Source organism: Fluctibacter corallii (genome assembly GCF_025751585.1).
In the GTDB taxonomy this organism is placed as follows: Bacteria; Pseudomonadota; Gammaproteobacteria; order Enterobacterales; family Alteromonadaceae; genus Fluctibacter_A; species Fluctibacter_A corallii.
This window is the reverse complement of record NZ_JAOWKX010000003.1, coordinates 289,233-308,118: the sequence shown is the minus strand read 5'-3', so window position 1 is coordinate 308,118 and position 18,886 is coordinate 289,233. Positions and strand designations below refer to the sequence as shown.

The window sequence follows — 18,886 nt, the reverse complement described above, 5'->3', positions numbered from 1 at the left end:
TCGCGATTTAACACATATAATTGCAAATAAATCATACAAAAGGAAAGGGCATGATAGAGTTACTTCCGGCATTAGCATTATTTGCTTTTGTGTCGTCGGCCACACCAGGTCCTAACAATCTAATGTTGATGGCATCGGGCGCTAACTTTGGGTTTAAGCCTACACTCCCTCATATGATTGGCGTGGCGTTTGGCTTTACTGTTATGGTGATATTAGTCGGCATGGGCATCATGGCATTATTTGAGCTCTATCCAATTACTTATGATCTGTTGCGTATTTTTAGTGTGGGTTACCTACTTTACCTTGCGTTTAAGATTGCTGCGGCTAATAAGCAGTTTGACGAAGACAACACACGCGCTAAGCCTTTTACATTTTGGCAAGCCGTATTGTTTCAGTGGGTCAATCCAAAAGCCTGGAGCATGGCGTTAACGGCGTTGAGCGTCTATGCCCCCAGCCGTGAAATTGAAGCCGTGTTTTTTGTTGCGATTATTTTTGGATTAATCAACTTTCCGACCATCAGTGTGTGGGTAGTCACTGGACAAAAAATTAAGTTGTACTTGAAAGAGCCAAAACGCTTGAGCTGGTTCAATCGCATTATGGCTTTGCTCTTGGTGGGCTCTTTGTACCCGATGTTCATGTAATCAACTCCATATATTCGTTGTTATTTCAGTGGAAAAAATTAAAAACTGCATCACACTGAAGTAATTCATTTCTATTTTTATGGCACAAGATGGTCATACAAGAGCGACAAGCCAGACTGATTCTCCCTCGTCGCTCTCTCTGCGTTTTTTATATTCTTTGTTCTTTGTTTCTCTTCCTGCTTTGTCTTCATGCTTCAACACCTCCTATTGTCAGCATTGACTTTGAAAAGATGCATAAAAGCGCGTTGGAGCAATACACAGACGCCCCAGCCAATTTTGTAAAACAATGGCAAGAAACCCATCAAACACTTTCCGATTCGAGCATTGATGAAAAAATCAAGCAAATTAACGCGCTGTTTAATACCTACCTGACTTACAAGACTGACATTGTTTTGTGGGAGGAAGAAGACTTCTGGGCAACACCCCTGCAAACAATTGGTAAGGCGCAAGGAGATTGTGAAGATTACGCCATCGCAAAGTATCTTGCTTTACTGGCGTTAGGCGTCCCCGCAGAAAAGCTTCGCTTAATTTACGTTCGCGCACAAATTGGAGGCTCCAGAAGCCGCATATTTCAGGCACATATGGTACTGGGCTATTACCCAGACTTGAAAAAGCCACCTATTATATTGGATAGCTTGATTGATGACGTGTTGCCCGCAACACAAAGAAGGGATCTACAACCTGTATTTAGTTTTAGTCTCGAAGGGATTTGGAAACCTGGTACCACTAAATCAGCCGCCTCTGCCACCGACAGATTATCGCGCTGGAGTAACCTACTTGATCAAGTGAAAGCTGAAGGGATTTCTTTATGATCCCATTGGAGATAAATCGATGCCCTTAAAATTAGAAGTTTGCCTAATTATTGTGTTTATCGTGCTGTTTACCTTTTTAACAGGCATTGTGACGACAGTTTCAGGAATTGAAAAGACGTTCATTATTCAGCTGAACGTCAAAAATGTTGATAACGCCAATATACTGGCCGCCAATTTGTCGCGTCTGGAAAAAGATTTATCTCTTCAAGAAATTTTCATTACGGCCCAATTCGATTTAGGCCATTTTCAACGAATAGAACTCAAAGATGTAGACGGTGAAACCATTTTTAAGCGCTCTTTTGATGAAGAGATTGATAAAGATGTACCTACATGGTTTAAAGACTATTACCCATTGCAAGCGCCTTTCGCCGCAGCAGAGGTCATTGACGGGTGGAACGCATATGGAGTGTTAGAAGTAGAGAGTGATACATCGGGCTACAGAAAAGAACTCTGGAATCTGGCTGAACGCATATTCTGGAGTTATATGTTTATCGGATTAATCTCCACCCTTATCGGCGTCATATTTGTTAATGCCTTACTTATTCCTCTCAACAATATGGTAAAGCAGGCAAACGCTTTCATTAATAAGCAGTTTATTAAAATCAAAACCCCTTTTACTACCGAATTCCAAAAAATTGTTCATGCCACCAATACGTTAGCGGACCGAATGCGAATGTCATTGGAGGAGGAAAATCGTCGATTAGATGCACTGAAATATGAAAGCAGCCATGATTTGTCTACTGGTATATCAAATAGAAAACAGGCTTTCTCGGCACTCTCATCTCAATTGGCCTTTCGAGATACCGAAGGCCAAAACATCGTCTTTATGCTGCACTTTGGTAAATTCGGCCTGATTGCCGCAAATCAGGGGGAGAAAAAAGCCGAAGAGCTAATGCGGGAGTTTACGCGAGAGCTCACAAAAGTGGTAGATGGATTACGCGACCAACGTAGCGATGCCTTTATCGGGAGAATCCGCGACTACCGCATTATGGGTATGATGGTCGAAACGTTTGATATTCATATTGTTCAAAAACACCTACAAGAGCTGGCCATCAGGTTTACTGAGCAACATAAAGATGAAGGACTTGCCATTTGTGGCGCCGTACAGTATTTGTTTTCAACAGACACTGTAACAGGCATTGTGAATAAGCTAGATATTATTTTAACGCCGTTGATCGATGAGAATCGTGCCGGCGTTGCTTGCGAAGACACCCGTGAAAAACCGGCTTTATTTGAATCTGAAGCCGACTGGCAACGTTGCCTTAACGACGCTATCCGAGAAGATCAGGTATCCTTTTTTGACGCCCCATTGTTTAATTTAGAGTGTAATACTTTAATTCACTATCAATCCTGGTTGGGTTTACGCCTCAATGGCGTAGATTATCGTGCAGGCAGTTTCATACATTGGGCACGAAAATTAAATCTTATGGAAAAAATTGAGTTTATTGCGATCAAAAAATTGTGCGCCCGCATCAAAGGAAGTGATTTTAAATACGACTATTCCCTATTACTTTCTGATAGGTTTTTGACCAATCAATATTGCCTCGCAAAACTCGATGAGTTTGCAAGTTTGCACACTAAAAGTATTTGTAAACTCAATATAGAGTTTAGAGAGTCAACGGTTATCGAACACGCCAACGCGTTCGGTGACTTTTGTAAACGTTATAAACCACTGGGTATAAAAATTGGCTTACGCAAGGTTGGAGACAAGTTCTCGCTTATCAATGGTTTACAAGAGTACGGTTTAGATTATTTGAAGCTCGACACCCTATTTACCCATGACATAACAACTAACCCAACCAACCAATTATTTTTACGGGGCTTCTGTTCATTAGCACACTCAATGAATATACGGGTTTATGCCGACGGTGTGATTGGCGATGAAGCAACGGCCGTACTTAAAAACATAGGGGTGGATGGGCTGAATCGCCCAGATCTAATTTACTAACGCTAACCGAGCCGACTGCACTTTAGAATCAGGTGCAGTCTGTCTTTTGCATCGCACTTTTTTAAAATTTCGGCAACGTGATGTTTCACGGTGCGCTCGGTAATATCCAGTTGTTCGCTAATGCCTTTGTTAGTCATTCCCTGAAATACCAACGTTGCCACTTCATCTTCACGCTCGGTTAGCCCAAAGCCCTGTAAATCAACTCGACCTTCACCATGCAAACTCTTTGATAACTGCCCAGCAATCGTCGCCACTAAGTCACCGGGGATCCAAATTCCTCCGCTCTCTATACAGCGACATGCCAAATCAAGTAGCTCTCGGCCAACAAATAAGTGCAAATACCCATTTGCCCCCAAATTAATTGCTTCTGCCATTTCATCTAGCTGATAGGCTTCTGTGAGTAAAATGCACGGAACATGCACATCATCATGAAAATGCACCAGTTCTTTTCGCCAATCAGCGCGGGTTTTGCTAATGCAAACAATATCTGTTTGTTCAACGTGCACAGACGACACATCTTCGTCAGTTACACAAACAATGTTGGCTTCGTTAGTCCACGCAGCATTTCTATACTCAGGTGTGGTGAGAATATGCAACATAGGAATTACCTTTCACTTAGCGCTTGACCAGCCGCTTTTAACACGGGTTTGAGAATGTACTGCATAATGGTTCTTTCTCCCGTAATAATGTCTACTTGCGCTATCATGCCCGGTAAAACAGGAAGATTGGCTTTTTGAAATCCTTGTGCCATCTCAAGTTTCACCAAGTAATACACTAACTCTTCTTCTTCAATACTGTCAGCACTAATATGAGAGACCGTTGCATCTACGCCTCCGTATATTGAAAAATCGTAGGCCGTGAACTTCACAATCGCAGGCATGCCTGGCCTGATAAAGGCAATGTCTCTGGGTGAGATTTTGGCTTCCACAATAAGTGCATCATCCGAAGGAATAATTTCAATGACCGCATTACCCGGCTGCACAACACCACCTATGGTGTTCACCAACACACGTTGAATGGTCCCATCTACGGGTGAACGTATTTCGGTTTGATTAACCACATCAGCTAATCCTTCTTCACTTTTAACCAGCGTATCCAATTCAGCCTGAGCCTCAGCCAGTTGAGAACTCCAGCGATTCTTCATTCTAAGCTGCGCCTCTTTAAGCTTATTTTCAGACTCTTTGATGGCAGACGCCTGTTTTTTCACCATAGATTGGTTTTTCTCAATTTTGCCTTTTAGACTGACGATGTCTTTTTCAAGCTTCAAAATATCGATTTCAGACACGGCTCCCGAGCGCAATAAGGGTTTTGTTAATGCAAGCTCTTGCTCAGTAAGTGTGAGGGTTTCCTCGAATTCATTTAAGGTCGCCTTCGCCTCTTCCAGTTCATGCACCCGCTGTTCAATTAAGTTACTCAACCCCTCAGTCAGTTCGTTATACTCATCAATACTGCTTTGATACAACGCTCTCTCAGTAGAAAGCAAGTTTCCGGCTTCTTTGGCTAACGTGTCATCAAACTTAAATTCAACGCCCAGTGTGAGTGCGCGTAACCGGGTAATAAGCAATTTAACAGCCAGCAGTTTACTTCGCTTTTCGTTTAAATCAGACATGTACCGAGTAGGGTCAATACGAAGCAGCACATCATCCTTTGCGACCTTTTGTCCATCGCTAACGTAAATATCCTCAACAACGCCACCGTCGTAAGATTGAATCACTTGCAGTTTTTGCGAAGGAATAACTTTTCCGTCTCCCCTGGTTACTTCAGCAATAGAGAAAACGCTTGCCCAGACGATCAAAACTGCCATAGATAAGCAAACAAACCACATTAACAGTCTGGCTTTAAGTGGGTCTTGTTGTACCCTTGCCCATTCTGACTCCAACACCCAATCGTGACTGGGAGGCGGTTGAAGCAACTTGGTCAGTTTTTTACCAATATAAAAAGACATCCCCGATTTGCGATTGATTGCCGCATCGACTTTCGCAAATGTGACATTTTCGCCAGCCAGCGTGTCGTCAGGTTCACCGTGAGCTTTTTGTTTTTTTTCGTCCGATGTGCTCATCGCGGCTCGCCACGTCTGTTCATTTTTTTGAGTACATCGTGTTTAGGTCCATCTGCAACGATACATTCGTCGCCAAGCAAAATAACGCGATCAACTAAGTCCAACATAGCTGCGCGGTGCGTCACCAAAATGACCGTTCGCCCGTAGCTAAACTTTTTCAGATTTTTCAAAATCGCCTGTTCAGTTTTATGATCTAATGAGGCCGTCGGCTCATCTAACAGCAATATTTGTGGCTCACTGATCAATGCCCGCGCTAACGCGACCAACTGACGCTGCCCACCAGATAACAGTGACCCTTTTTCACCCACCTGCATAGACACCCCCTCTGGATTGCTGCTGATGAGTTCTGTAAGCTGACATAAATTAATGGCATTAATAAGCTGCTCATCTTCATCATGCCAAACGCCTAAATTGATATTGTCTTTGAGTGTGCCTGAAAATAAATTGATATCTTGAGGCACATAACCAATGGCATGCTTAAGTTCTGACGGCTCTAATTGTTGAATATTAATATCATCGACCAAAACAGCGCCTTTATCAGCATGGTAGTGGCCAATCACAAGCCGGTTAATCGTGCTTTTCCCTGAGCCATTAGCGCCCAGAATCGCAACCTTTTCTCCTGGATTTATATTCAGCGAAAAATTTCGTAGCACATTTTTGTGGGCATTTGGGTAACTAAAGTGCACGTGTTTAAATTCGATTTTTCCTTTCGGGTTAGGTAAATTAATACGCGTTTTACTTTCACTAAAGTCATCTTCTGATGCCATAAATTTATTCAAACCACTTAACGCAGTTGAGGCATGATGGAACTGACTTAATAAACCCACACTTTGCCCAATCGGTGCCATTGCTCTACTTGAGATTAAATATGCCGCAATCAGGCCACCTTGGGTCAAATCCCCTTCACCAATCGCATAAACGCCAATAATGACAATCACAACACCAACAGATTGTTGTACCCACATCGAAACATTCGCAACTGAAGATGCTAATAATTTAAGTTTGGAGTTTATCTTGGTAGTAAAAATGGCAGCATGTTCCCACTTGTTTTGAAATTTACTCTCGGCAGCAAAGGTTTTTACATCTTCCAGATTCGTAATACTCTCTACTAACAAGCCATTTTTCTGAGAGGCTATTTCCATGCTTTGCTCAGATAAATCTCGCATAGCATGTTGGCAACTTAGTGCGTAAAAGATCACGATCAATGCACCCACAACGATGGGTAGCACTAACGGCCAATATATAAAGGAAATGATCCCGATAAATAGTAACAAAAAAGGAAAATCTACCAGCGCAATGAGCGTAAATGAGCTCATAAACCCTCGAATGGCTTCAAACGATTGAATGTTCTGCACAAAGGCACCAACAGACGATGGTTTGTTAGTCATGACAATGCCAAGGGCTTTTTCCATGAGCGTAGATGAAATCTTCACATCCGCACGGCTTGCTGCCAGCTCTAAAAAATAGGCGCGAAGAAGCCGTAGAATAAGTTCAAAAATCAATACGCATATGATTCCCACAGAGAGCACCCATAAGGTATCTGTGGCCTCGTTGGGCACCACACGGTCATACACATTCATAATGTAAAGCGGCATTGCGAGAGAGAACAAGTTGACAAATATAGAGCCTGCCAATACATCTCGGTATAGCGTTTTACACTCAGACAGCACACTCCAAAACCAGTGTCCTTCTCGCTGTTTAGCAATGTTATAAGCACGGTTCTCAAATTTAAACTCGGGCCGCGCGAATATCACTTCTCCCGTATAAGACGCCCCTAAATCATCTAAATCAACATCGACTAACGAGTCATGTAATTCAGGATAGATAACTACGGCTTGATTACGCTGTTGATTAATCGCTGATACAACACATGCAGTGTTATTCTTCAATATGAGGATGGCAGGAAGCAGTGCTGTATTTATCTCTTCAAGCTGCCTTCGTACAATACGGGTAGACAACCCTACGCGCTTTGCCGCTCGAGAAAACGTTGCTGGCGTTAGGCCCTCTTTCGATAACGGCAACCCAGAAAGAACGCTTTTGGGAGAAACCTCCCGTCCGTGGTAGTGGCATAGGCTCACTAAACATTCCATCAACGCGCCTCCTCCATGATGATTCGCAGAGTGTTCAGGCTGGTGGCTGGATGTCGACGTGAGCATTATTCAAGTGCCAGAGTAGTCATCAGGTTAGCGGGAACCAGTTCAATTTCGATTCGGCGATTAAGGGTATTTGCCTGTTTGGTTTGCTTGTTCATTAGCGGCTGCTTTTCGCCATGACCAAAGACCGTAATGCGCTCATTAGACACGTTAAACGTATCTTCTAGATAGTCAGCTAAAGACTCTGCTCGCTTCATTGATAGCGCCAAATTATAATGCGCTTTACCTCGCAGCGAACTATGACCATGAATAATCACGCCAATATCAGGATTATTCGCCAAATACGCCCCTAAGGCCCGAGCCACTTTACTTTGCTTTAAGGTTCCAGTTTGATGATATCTGGCAAAGTTCACATCAACACGCTGTAACGTATGCATAGGCAGGTTTGTTAACCCCTTGTAGACCTCTGACGCATCATCGCTGTTACCTGTGTCAGCTATTTGAACCAACGCATCTTTAACGTCGGTATCGTGCAATCGAGTCGACCAAGGATTCTCACTTTCTACCGGACATCCTCTCGCATCGACGGTTGTAGCCTCAGGCGTATCTGCGCACTCATCCCAAGGGTTGGTAATGCCATCATTATCGTCATCGTTAAACACACGTGAATAAGGTTCAGTGGCAGCCGATGCGGATATGGCGGGGCAAACAGAATCAGGATCATACTGCATATGCTCAGCACTCAACTCACTGGGATTAGGCCACTGATTCTGATGCGCATCAAAATAAGGCAATAACTGTCCCGTTTCTGCCATGAGCCTTAACTGCGCTTTTTTCTGCGCATAAATTGCTTCAATATAAGCACGGCTTGCCTGAAAAAACTCATTCTCTGAATCAAGCACATCCAGCAGCGTCCTTTGTCCGATATTAAACTGATCCATATAGGCTGTTTTTACCCGACTAGACGACATTTTATGGTCGTTCAGTGGTGGCAATTGCTGTCCAATCTTTTCAATGTCATTGAACGCTATTTGAATAGTTTGGCGCATGTCAACACAGGCTTTGTCTCGTTGCTCTTGCGCAAACATCACCCGTTCAGCAGCTTGCTTTACCGTCGCCTTGTCACTTCCCCCGCGATAGAAGTTATACGACAACTGCAATGCGACATTACCTTCTTTCAAGGTATTATCCTCACCTTGAAGATCGCGATCTTGCGCACTGTACCCTGCAACGAATTCCAATCTTGGATAGTAATTACCTTTTTCACTTTCCAGTTGCAATTTTTGTGCATCAATGTTGTATAACGACGCAAGAAATGTGGGGTTATGGGTATAAGCAACAGTTAAGGTATTTGATATCGACGCCAGCTTGGGTTGGTCGTTAAACTCTATAGGGGATAGGTCTTTTCCTGGAATCGCCCCCGTCAAACGAATAAAGCGCGCAGTAACATCGTGTAAATTAGAAATTTCTGTAATGACATTAGATTCCGACAACGAAAGACGACCTGTTATTTGCTCTAAATCCGCTCCTCTGGCCACCCCTGCTTGAACACTCTCTTCAACTTGTTTAAACACATCTATATGCGTAAGCAAGTTATCTTCTGCTAAGGCAAGAAGTTCACGAAACATGGCAATATCGGTGTATGCCAAGGCGGTATCTAGTGCAATAGTTTGCGCTTCAGAAAAAAATTCATATAGCCTAACGACCTGAGCTTGCTCAAATTGGCGAACATTTTTACGCGTTCGCGCTCCGTCATACAAAAGTTGCGTTAAGTTGAGTTCAGCGCGATTGAGTCGGTATGATTCATTCGTATTAAGATTTCGGTATTCGTAACCAGAGCGAATTAACCCATCAAGTTGAGGAAAATAACCTCCTCTGGCAATGTTCACATCGTGTGTCGAAATTAAAAACTGCTGATAGGCTAGCCCAACATCAGGGCTATGAAGCAAAGATTTAGCAACAGCTTCATGGGCACTATGTATTTCTATCACATCTTGTGTGGCAGGTGCATTAGCGCTTAAGAACATCGCAAAAAAGCATGCAATCCGCTGTTGAGAAGGCATCAACATCTCCCATTGAGGTTTCACTGAATTATAAGGCTTTTATTTACGCTAGCGCTTTACCGACACCACATCGTATAAAGCTGATTAAATAAACGTAGTTGGGAATCAATAGGGAGGCAAATTTTCCATGTGTCTTTGAAAACATTCATAGGAATTTAAATTTTTTTGTACTTTTTTCGCTTAAAAATGAAGCTTTTATTTCCAACCTGACCCTTAGATCAGTTCATTTTATATACACACCGAACTAAGTTTATTAAGTCATTCTGCATTGAAGGTGAACTATGGCTACCGTAGTCGGCACAGTAATCAATACAGAGGGAACCGTTACGATTCAAAATTCGGAAGGAGAAATTCAAGTTTTAGAGGCAGGCGCTGAACTGCTCTCCACCGATATCATTATTACAGGGGAAAACGGATCAGTTGACATACTCGTCAACGGTCAACCTGTAACCATTCCTAGTAATTCCAATGTGTCACTAACAGATGACCTTGTTAAAGGCGACGATAGTGACACATCTGAAAATACTGTTTACGAAGAGACCGCTGGCGAATTTATCGACGCGCTGAATGCGCTTAATGGCGATGTGCAGTCCGGTGATATTTCTTTTGACGAACTGCTTGCTGGCGAAGGTGATCTGTTAGATGCGTTAGAGGCCACTGCAGCGGGTGCTGAAGGGGGCGGAGGCTCTGAAGGCTCTTCTTTCGTCAGGCTGTCTCGTATCTCTGAAGAAGTAGGCACCATTTCCTTTGCCTACACCCCTATCGAATCTGACTCAATTCAAAGAGAAGAGCGTAGCGCAGATATTGAAGAATCAGATATTAGCATCAACGATATTACCATTGATAATAACGGTGTTTTGACCATAAGCGGTATATCTTCTGGCGATGACGGTGCGGTGGTAAATGTTGCCATAACAGACGAAGAAGGCAATACGACTACGGCATCTGGCATTGTTACTGACGGCACTTTCGATATTGATGTAGCCCCCCCCACAAATGATGAAGACGAATCCATCACAGTCACCGTAACCAACGAACAGGGCGACTCAGATTCGGCTACTCAACCACTTGGAAGTATTCCTAGCGGTGGTGATAGTCTTAACGTTCCAGATATTACCAACGATGAAAATCAGGAAATTACTGGACAAATCGACACCGATACTCCTGTCGATCTCACTGTTACCATTACCGACAGTGAGGGAAATACGCAGGCAATTGAAACCACGACGAACGAAGATGGCTCTTTTTCAGTGACGCCAACAGAGCCACTTTCAGAGGGCGATGTTACGGTCACAGTTGAGGGTAGCGATGATAATGGCGACCCGATCGATTTAGAGGATACTTTTACCGTAGATACGACTCCTCCAGTTCTCTCTGTCGATCCGCTTACCAGCGGCAACGACACCACGCCGACCATTTCAGGAACAACCGATGCGGCACCAGGCTCGACCGTCACACTCACCATTACTGACAGCAACAGTGACAGCCAGACCATCACCGCCACCGTGCAGCCTGACGGCAGCTTCTCAGCCGATGCCACTACGCCTTTGGCCGAAGGGAATTACACCGTGACGGCTTCCGTCACTGACGGCGCTGGCAATACCACGACTACCACAGCAACTGGCGGTAATATCGATACCACTGCACCAACACTGACCGTCGATCCGCTTACCAGCGGCAACGACACCACGCCGACCATTTCAGGAACAACCGATGCGGCACCTGGCTCAGCGGTCACCCTGACAATTACAGACGGTAATGGTGATACGCAAACGGTGACTGCCACCGTGCAGCCAGACGGCAGCTTCTCAGCCGATGCTACCACACCATTAGCAGAAGGAGGGTATACCGTTACGGCTTCGGTCACTGACGGCGCTGGCAATACCACGACCACCACAGCAACTGGCGGTAATATCGATACTACTGCACCGACACTGACCGTCGATCCACTTACCAGCGGCAACGACACCACGCCGACCATTTCAGGAATAACCGATGCAGCACCAGGCTCAGCGGTCACCCTGACAATTACAGATGGTAATGGTGATACGCAAACGGTGACCGCCACCGTACAACCTGACGGCAGCTTTACAGCCGATGCCACCACGCCATTGGCAGAAGGGAATTACACCGTGACCGCTTCAGTCACCGATGGCGCGGGCAACACCGCAACGGATACCGAAACTGGCGGTAACATTGATACCACCGCGCCCACGGTTAACCTCGATCCGCTCGGTACAGGTAACGACACTACCCCGACCATCACGGGAACGACGGATATCGCACCAGGCTCAACAGTGACGCTCACCATCACCGACAGCAACAGTGACAGCCAGACAGTAACCGCCACCGTGCAACCTGACGGCAGTTTCTCAGCCGATGCCACTACACCATTGGCCGAAGGCAATTACACGGTCACCGCATCAGTCACCGACGGTACGGGCAACACGGCAACGGACACCGAAACTGGCGGTAACATTGATACCACCGCACCCACGATCACCCTCGATCCGTTAGGCACAGGCAACGACACTACGCCGACGATTTCAGGTACAACCGATGTGGCACCGGGCTCAACAGTCACCCTGACAATTACAGACGGTAATGGTGATACGCAAACAGTAACCGCCACGGTACAACCTGACGGTAGCTTCTCAGCCGATGCCACCACGCCATTAGCGGAAGGAGGGTATACCGTTACGGCTTCGGTCACTGACGACGCTGGCAATACCAAGACTACCTCCGCAGCAGGTGGAAATATTAACACGTCAGCTCCCAATATGACCTTAGATCCACTCGGTACAGGCAACGATACTACGCCGACCATCACAGGTACAACCGATGTGGCACCGGGCTCGACCGTCACACTCACCATTACTGACAACAACAGTGACAGCCAGACCATCACCGCCACCGTACAACCTGACGGCAGCTTTACGGCCGATGCCACCACGCCTTTGGCCGAAGGGAATTACACCGTGACCGCTTCAGTCACCGACGGTGCGGGCAACACGGCCACGGATACCGAAACTGGCGGTAATATTGATACCACCGCGCCAGTAGTCACCCTCGATCCGTTAGGCACAGGCAACGACACTACGCCGACCATTTCGGGTACAACGGATGTCGCACCGGGCTCAACAGTCACGCTCACCATTACCGACAGCAACAGTGACAGTCAGGCAATAACCGCCACGGTACAACCTGACGGTAGCTTTACAGCCGATGCCACCACACCATTGGCCGAAGGGAATTACACCGTGACCGCTTCAGTCACGGATGGCGCGGGCAACACGGCCACCGATACCGAAACTGGCGGTAATATTGATACCACCGCGCCAGTAGTCACCCTCGATCCGTTAGGCACAGGCAACGACACTACGCCGACGATTTCAGGTACAACCGATGTGGCACCGGGCTCGACCGTCACCTTAACCATTACTGATAGCAACAGTAATAGTCAGACTGTGACTGCCACCGTGCAACCTGACGGCAGCTTTACAGCTGATGCCACTACACCATTGACCGAAGGCAATTACACGGTCACCGCTTCAGTCACCGATGGCGCAGGCAACACCGCAACGGATACCGAAACTGGCGGTAATATTGATACCACCGCACCCACGGTTACCCTCGATCCGTTAGGCACAGGCAACGACACTACGCCGACGATTTCAGGTACAACCGATGCGGCACCGAGCTCGACAGTCACGCTCACCATTACTGATAGCAACAGTGACAGCCAGACAGTGACAGCCACCGTGCAACCTGACGGTAGCTTCTCGGCTGATGCCACCACACCATTGGCAGAAGGGAATTACACCGTGACCGCTTCAGTCACCGACGGCGCGGGTAATACGGCCACCGATACAGAAACTGGCGGTAATATTGATACCACCGCACCCACGGTTACCCTCGATCCGTTAGGCACAGGCAACGACACTACGCCGACGATTTCAGGTACAACCGATGTGGCACCAGGCTCAACCGTCACGCTCACCATTACTGATAGCAACAGTGACAGCCAGACAGTAACCGCCACCGTGCAACCTGACGGTAGCTTCTCGGCTGATGCCACCACACCATTGGCAGAAGGGAATTACACCGTGACCGCTTCAGTCACCGACGGTGCGGGCAACACGGCCACGGATACCGAAACTGGCGGTAACATTGATACCACCGCGCCCACAGTTACCCTTGATCCGTTAGGCACAGGCAACGACACTACGCCGACGATTTCAGGTACAACCGATGCGGCACCGGGCTCAACCGTCACCTTAACCATTACTGACAGCAACAGTGATAGCCAGACCGTGACCGCCACCGTGCAGCCTGACGGCAGCTTCTCAGCCGATGCCACTACGCCATTGGCAGAAGGCAATTACACGGTCACCGCATCAGTAACGGACGGTGCAGGCAACACGGCCACGGATACCGAAACTGGCGGTAATATTGATACCACCGCGCCCACGATCACCCTCGATCCGTTAGGCACAGGCAACGACACTACGCCGACGATTTCAGGGACGACGGATGTGGCACCAGGCTCAACCGTCACCTTAACCATTACTGATAGCAACAGTGACAGCCAGACAGTAACAGCCACGGTACAACCTGACGGTAGCTTTACTGCCGATGCCACCACACCATTAGCCGAAGGCAATTACACGGTCACCGCTTCAGTCACAGACGGTGCAGGCAATACGGCAACGGATACAGAAACCGGCGGTAACATTGATACCACCGCGCCCACGATCACCCTCGATCCGTTAGGCACAGGCAACGACACTACGCCGACGATTTCAGGAACAACCGATGTGGCACCGGGGTCAACGGTGACGCTGACGATCACCGATAGTAACAGTGACAGTCAGACTGTGACTGCCACCGTGCAACCAGACGGCAGCTTTACAGCCGATGCCACGACGCCATTGGCAGAAGGCAATTACACGGTCACCGCATCAGTCACGGATGGCGCAGGCAATACGGCAACGGACACCGAAACTGGCGGTAACATTGATACCACCGCGCCGACACTTACCCTTGATCCGCTCAGTACGGGCAACGATACTACGCCGACCATTTCAGGAACAACCGATGTGGCACCGGGGTCAACGGTGACGCTGACAATCACCGACAGCAACAGTGACAGTCAGACTGTGACTGCCACCGTGCAGCCTGACGGCAGCTTCTCAGCCGATGCCACTACACCATTGGCAGAAGGCAATTACACCGTAACCGCTTCAGTCACCGATGGCGCGGGCAATACGGCAACGGATACCGAAACCGGCGGTAACATTGATACCACCGCACCGACTATCACGGTGGATGCCCCTGATAATACAAGCGATTCAACTCCGCTAATTACCGGTACATCCGATGTTCCTGCTGGGGCAATAGTGACTATCTCCGTAACTGATAGTGACGGAGATAATCAAACATTTAATGCCACGGTACAAGCAGACGGAACATTTTCTGCAAGCCCGCCAGCAACACTATCGGAAGGCAATTACTCAGCATCAGCGACAGTTACTGATTCAGCGGGAAATTCGAGTGTTGCTACAGATGCGGGTAGCACATCTTACGGCTCGCCATTGGTGATTGATCCTATCGGCGTCATTAACGATAGTACGCCTGATATAAGCGGGCATGTTGACTTTGGCTTGGGCACAGTGGTCAACCTAACAATCAGTGATTCAAAGGGGATTACGCAAACTATTGGTGTACTGGCAAATGCTGACGGCTCATGGCAAACCACCTTGCCAACACCTTTATCTCAAGGAGGGTTTTCGGTATCCGCAACCGTGCTTGATCCAGATGGAGGGCTAATCAATGTTTCATTAGACGCCAACTTTACTGGCGTGCCGCCAACCATTTTGGTTGACCCTCTTGGCACATTAACCGATACCACTCCACTGATAAGCGGAACCACGACGCTCGATGTAGGTTCAACCGTCACCTTGGATCTGACCGACTCACTAGGAGCGAGTCAGTCTATTTCAGCCATTGTGCAAGGTGATGGTTCGTGGCAAGCCCTTGTTCCAACATCTCTAGCAGAGGGTGCGTTAACCATTGTGGTGAGCATTACAGATCTTTCTTCAAACACATTCACAGAAACTATCAACGCGACAGTTGATACATCTCTGCCTGAATTGACGATAGACAATATTCCCACGGGTAATGATACAACGCCTGTCATTTCGGGTACTACGGAACTTGCCGTTGGTACAATTGTGCATGTAACCGTTACCGATGCCAATGATATATCACAAACCATCGGTGTCTTGGTGCAGGTAGATGGTTCATGGAGTGCGAATGTTCCATTACCGCTAGCCGAAGGCGAGATTACCGTTGTTGCATCGGCGTTAGATCCTAGCGGCCAACTTATTAAGGTCTCAGCGGGTACAACAATAGACACGACGGCACCGATTATTACCATTGATCCTGTTGACGGCATATCTACCAACCTGCCTGTCATCAGTGGTAGCACAGATGCAGAGCCAGGTAGTATCGTCTCTATTACGGTTACCGATGCAGGTAGCAATGTGTTCAATTTGTCAGGAATTGTTCAGCCAGACGGTTCATTCTCTATCGCGACGGTTTCTCCTTTATTAACAGGTGTAGCAAATATTGCGGTATCAATTACCGACACTGCGGGCAACACAACCATCGACACCACAACATCGAATATTACGTTTACTCCATCCAACATTACGCTGGATTTAATTGGAACAATTAACGACGCGACTCCCACCATCTCAGGCACATGCAGTGAAATTGGCGCAACCGTGACGATTGTTATTACCGATGCCGATAGCAACATCATTAACCTCACAGCTGTGGTGGATGCGTTGGGTAATTATTCGGTTGATGTGCCGTCTGATCTGCCAGAGGGTTTGTTGAATGTGGATGTTAGTGTGCTAGATGGAGGTGGCAACCTTGTCACTGCCAATACGTCAGGGTTGATTGACTTATCCATTCCTGCATTAACCCTCAACGCACTCGGTACGCTCAATGATGCCACACCCACCATTAGCGGTACTTGTGATGAAATTGGCGCTACGGTGACCATTGTGATTACCGATGCGGATAGTAATGTGATTAATCTGACAGCCGTGGTCGATGCGCTAGGCAATTACTCGGTCGATGTACCGTCAGCCTTGCCTGAAGGGCTACTCAATGTGGATGTCAGTGTACTGGATGGTGCTGGCAATCTGGCCACCGTGAATACCAGTGGCTTGATAGATCTGTCCATTCCCATCCTGACCCTTAACGCACTGGGTACGCTTAATGATGCCACCCCCACCATAAGCGGTACTTGTGATGAAATTGGCGCTACGGTTACCATTGTGATTACCGATGCGGATAGTAATGTGATTAATCTGACAGCGGTGGTGGATGCGTTGGGCAATTATTCGGTTGATGTGCCGTCTGATCTGCCAGAGGGTTTATTGAATGTGGATGTCAGTGTGCTAGATGGCGCAGGTAATCTGGCTACAGCAAACACCAGTGGACTCATTGATCTTTCTGCAGCATTGAGCCTAGCTCCACTTGGCACACTTAACGACGCGACTCCCACCATCTCAGGCACATGCAGTGAAATTGGCGCAACCGTGACGATTGTTATTACCGATGCCGATAGCAACATCATTAACCTCACAGCTGTGGTGGATGCGTTGGGCAATTATTCGGTTGATGTGCCGTCTAATCTGCCAGAGGGTTTGTTGAATGTGGATGTTAGTGTGCTAGATGGAGGTGGCAACCTTGTCACTGCCAATACATCAGGATTGATTGACTTATCCATTCCTACGTTAACCCTCAACGCACTCGGTACGCTCAATGATGCCACACCCACCATCAGCGGTACTTGTGATGAAATTGGTGCTACCGTATCGATTGTCGTAACAGACGCTGACAGTAACGTGATTAACCTGACAGCTGTGGTGGATGCGCTAGGCAATTACTCGGTCGATGTACCGTCAGCCTTGCCTGAAGGACTACTTAATGTGGATGTCAGTGTGCTGGATGGGGCTGGCAATCTGGCCACCGTGAATACCAGTGGCTTGATAGATCTGTCCATTCCCACCCTGACCCTTAACGCACTAGGTACGCTCAATGATGCCACTCCAACCATAAGCGGTACTTGTGATGAAATTGGCGCTACCGTATCGATTGTTGTAACAGACGCTGACAGTAACGTGTTCAATCTTACCGCGGTGGTGGATGCGTTGGGTAACTACTCAGTTGATGTACCATCTTCACTATCCGAGGGACTACTCAATGTAGATGTCAGCGTGCTAGATGGCGCTGGCAATATTGCCAGCGCGAGTACAAGCGGATTGATTGACTTAACACTCCCTACAATCAATTTGACCTCGGTAGGCATAACCAACCAGTCTACACCATTGATCACAGGCACCAGTGACGAAATTGGCGCGACTGTCGCGATTGAAATTGTCGACAGCTTAGGTTCAACGATTCCATTTACCGCTGTTGTAGATGGGGCCGGAAACTTTAGCGCACTCGCGCCAGTCTCTATTGCTGATGGGAACTTCTCCGTTAATGCAACGGTGTTAGATAGTGCGGGCAATACAGGCACATCAACAACGTCAGGACTGCTAGACACCATTGCTCCTGCACTCAATGTTACAAAGTTACCTACGCTACTCAGCCCATTTATTGAAGGTACAACAGATCCGAGTGAAGCGGGTAATGTGGTGTCACTGGATGTGACGGCTTCTATACTTGGTATAGAGACCACAATCAGCCTGACTGCCAATGTATTGCCAGATGGTTCATGGAAGACAGGGTCGATTTTAAATTTGAATCTTGGTGTACTCTCTGTTGATGTATCGATTACAGACAGCGCGGGGAACACCTCCCTTGTTTCTGCTGGCGGGTCAGTGACGGCATTCTCTAAGCCTTTAGCCCCCGTTGTGAAAAGTGCATCAGTAACAGAACCAGACAACTTCTCATTGTCTGACAGTATTGATTTAGATTCTGCTGTAACAGACAGTTCAGACAATCATGTAGGGGTAGAGCTTGACTCTATCTTGATGTCTGACGCACAAGCTTCTGATACGCTGACTTTTGATACAGATGGCGTAGCAAACAAAGGCAATGAGCCAACAGAAAAATTTGCTACCAATAAAGGGACGTTGAGTGAGTTGAATCTGTCCGATAGTAACAGTGACTTCTCGTTACTTAAAATCATATCTGATAGTAATGCAGGCAAGATCGATATTTAAGCTTCAATATAACCAGAGCGGG

General features: G+C 47.1%; 8 protein-coding genes. 4 read left to right on the top strand and 4 right to left on the bottom strand.

The features are described from left to right. Window positions 1-50: 50 nt before the first annotated feature. The 3 genes from OE749_RS07515 (at window position 51) to OE749_RS07505 (ending at window position 3,401) form a co-directional block, all read left to right on the top strand. Complete coding sequence (locus OE749_RS07515) at window positions 51-641, top strand: LysE family translocator (RefSeq protein WP_263711821.1); 591 nt, start codon at window positions 51-53, stop codon at window positions 639-641. A gap of 230 nt (window positions 642-871) precedes the next feature. Then, entirely contained in the window at window positions 872-1,453 is a 582-nt protein-coding gene (locus OE749_RS07510) for a transglutaminase-like cysteine peptidase (protein WP_263711820.1), read from the top strand. 19 nt (window positions 1,454-1,472) lie between these two features. Further along, window positions 1,473-3,401: a bifunctional diguanylate cyclase/phosphodiesterase gene (locus tag OE749_RS07505; RefSeq protein WP_263711819.1), complete on the top strand. Its 1,929-nt coding sequence runs from the start codon at window positions 1,473-1,475 to the stop codon at window positions 3,399-3,401. A gap of 2 nt (window positions 3,402-3,403) precedes the next feature. Here OE749_RS07505 and OE749_RS07500 read toward each other — a convergent pair whose 3' ends face one another. From OE749_RS07500 to OE749_RS07485, 4 genes are all read right to left on the bottom strand, one after another. After that, window positions 3,404-4,000: a helix-turn-helix transcriptional regulator gene (locus tag OE749_RS07500; RefSeq protein WP_263711818.1), complete on the bottom strand. Its 597-nt coding sequence runs from the start codon at window positions 3,998-4,000 to the stop codon at window positions 3,404-3,406. A gap of 5 nt (window positions 4,001-4,005) precedes the next feature. After that, window positions 4,006-5,460 carry an HlyD family type I secretion periplasmic adaptor subunit gene (locus OE749_RS07495; protein ID WP_263711817.1) on the bottom strand — a complete coding sequence of 485 codons (1,455 nt, stop codon included), beginning with the start codon at window positions 5,458-5,460 and terminating at the stop codon, window positions 4,006-4,008. Then, window positions 5,457-7,550: a type I secretion system permease/ATPase gene (locus OE749_RS07490; RefSeq protein ID WP_263711816.1), complete on the bottom strand. Its 2,094-nt coding sequence runs from the start codon at window positions 7,548-7,550 to the stop codon at window positions 5,457-5,459. The genes OE749_RS07495 and OE749_RS07490 overlap by 4 nt, the downstream gene beginning before the upstream one ends. A 65-nt stretch (window positions 7,551-7,615) precedes the next feature. Next, window positions 7,616-9,616: a TolC family outer membrane protein gene (locus OE749_RS07485; RefSeq protein ID WP_263711815.1), complete on the bottom strand. Its 2,001-nt coding sequence runs from the start codon at window positions 9,614-9,616 to the stop codon at window positions 7,616-7,618. A 281-nt stretch (window positions 9,617-9,897) separates the two neighbouring features. On the opposite strand from OE749_RS07485, the gene OE749_RS07480 reads away from it, so the two are divergent. Further along, window positions 9,898-18,864, top strand: a complete 8,967-nt coding sequence (locus OE749_RS07480; protein WP_263711814.1) for an Ig-like domain-containing protein — start codon at window positions 9,898-9,900, stop codon at window positions 18,862-18,864. The last annotated feature ends 22 nt before the right edge of the window (window positions 18,865-18,886 follow it).

Excerpts from the sequence above, each read along its gene's own strand:
- OE749_RS07490 (WP_263711816.1), bottom strand. The coding sequence starts at position 7,550 with ATGGAATGTTTAGTGAGCCTATGCCACTACCACGGACGGGAGGTTTCT.
- OE749_RS07500 (WP_263711818.1), bottom strand. The coding sequence starts at position 4,000 with ATGTTGCATATTCTCACCACACCTGAGTATAGAAATGCTGCGTGGACT.
- OE749_RS07495 (WP_263711817.1), bottom strand. The coding sequence starts at position 5,460 with ATGAGCACATCGGACGAAAAAAAACAAAAAGCTCACGGTGAACCTGAC.
- OE749_RS07485 (WP_263711815.1), bottom strand. The coding sequence starts at position 9,616 with ATGCCTTCTCAACAGCGGATTGCATGCTTTTTTGCGATGTTCTTAAGC.
- OE749_RS07505 (WP_263711819.1), top strand. The coding sequence starts at position 1,473 with ATGCCCTTAAAATTAGAAGTTTGCCTAATTATTGTGTTTATCGTGCTG.
- OE749_RS07510 (WP_263711820.1), top strand. The coding sequence starts at position 872 with ATGCATAAAAGCGCGTTGGAGCAATACACAGACGCCCCAGCCAATTTT.
- OE749_RS07480 (WP_263711814.1), top strand. The coding sequence starts at position 9,898 with ATGGCTACCGTAGTCGGCACAGTAATCAATACAGAGGGAACCGTTACG.
- OE749_RS07515 (WP_263711821.1), top strand. The coding sequence starts at position 51 with ATGATAGAGTTACTTCCGGCATTAGCATTATTTGCTTTTGTGTCGTCG.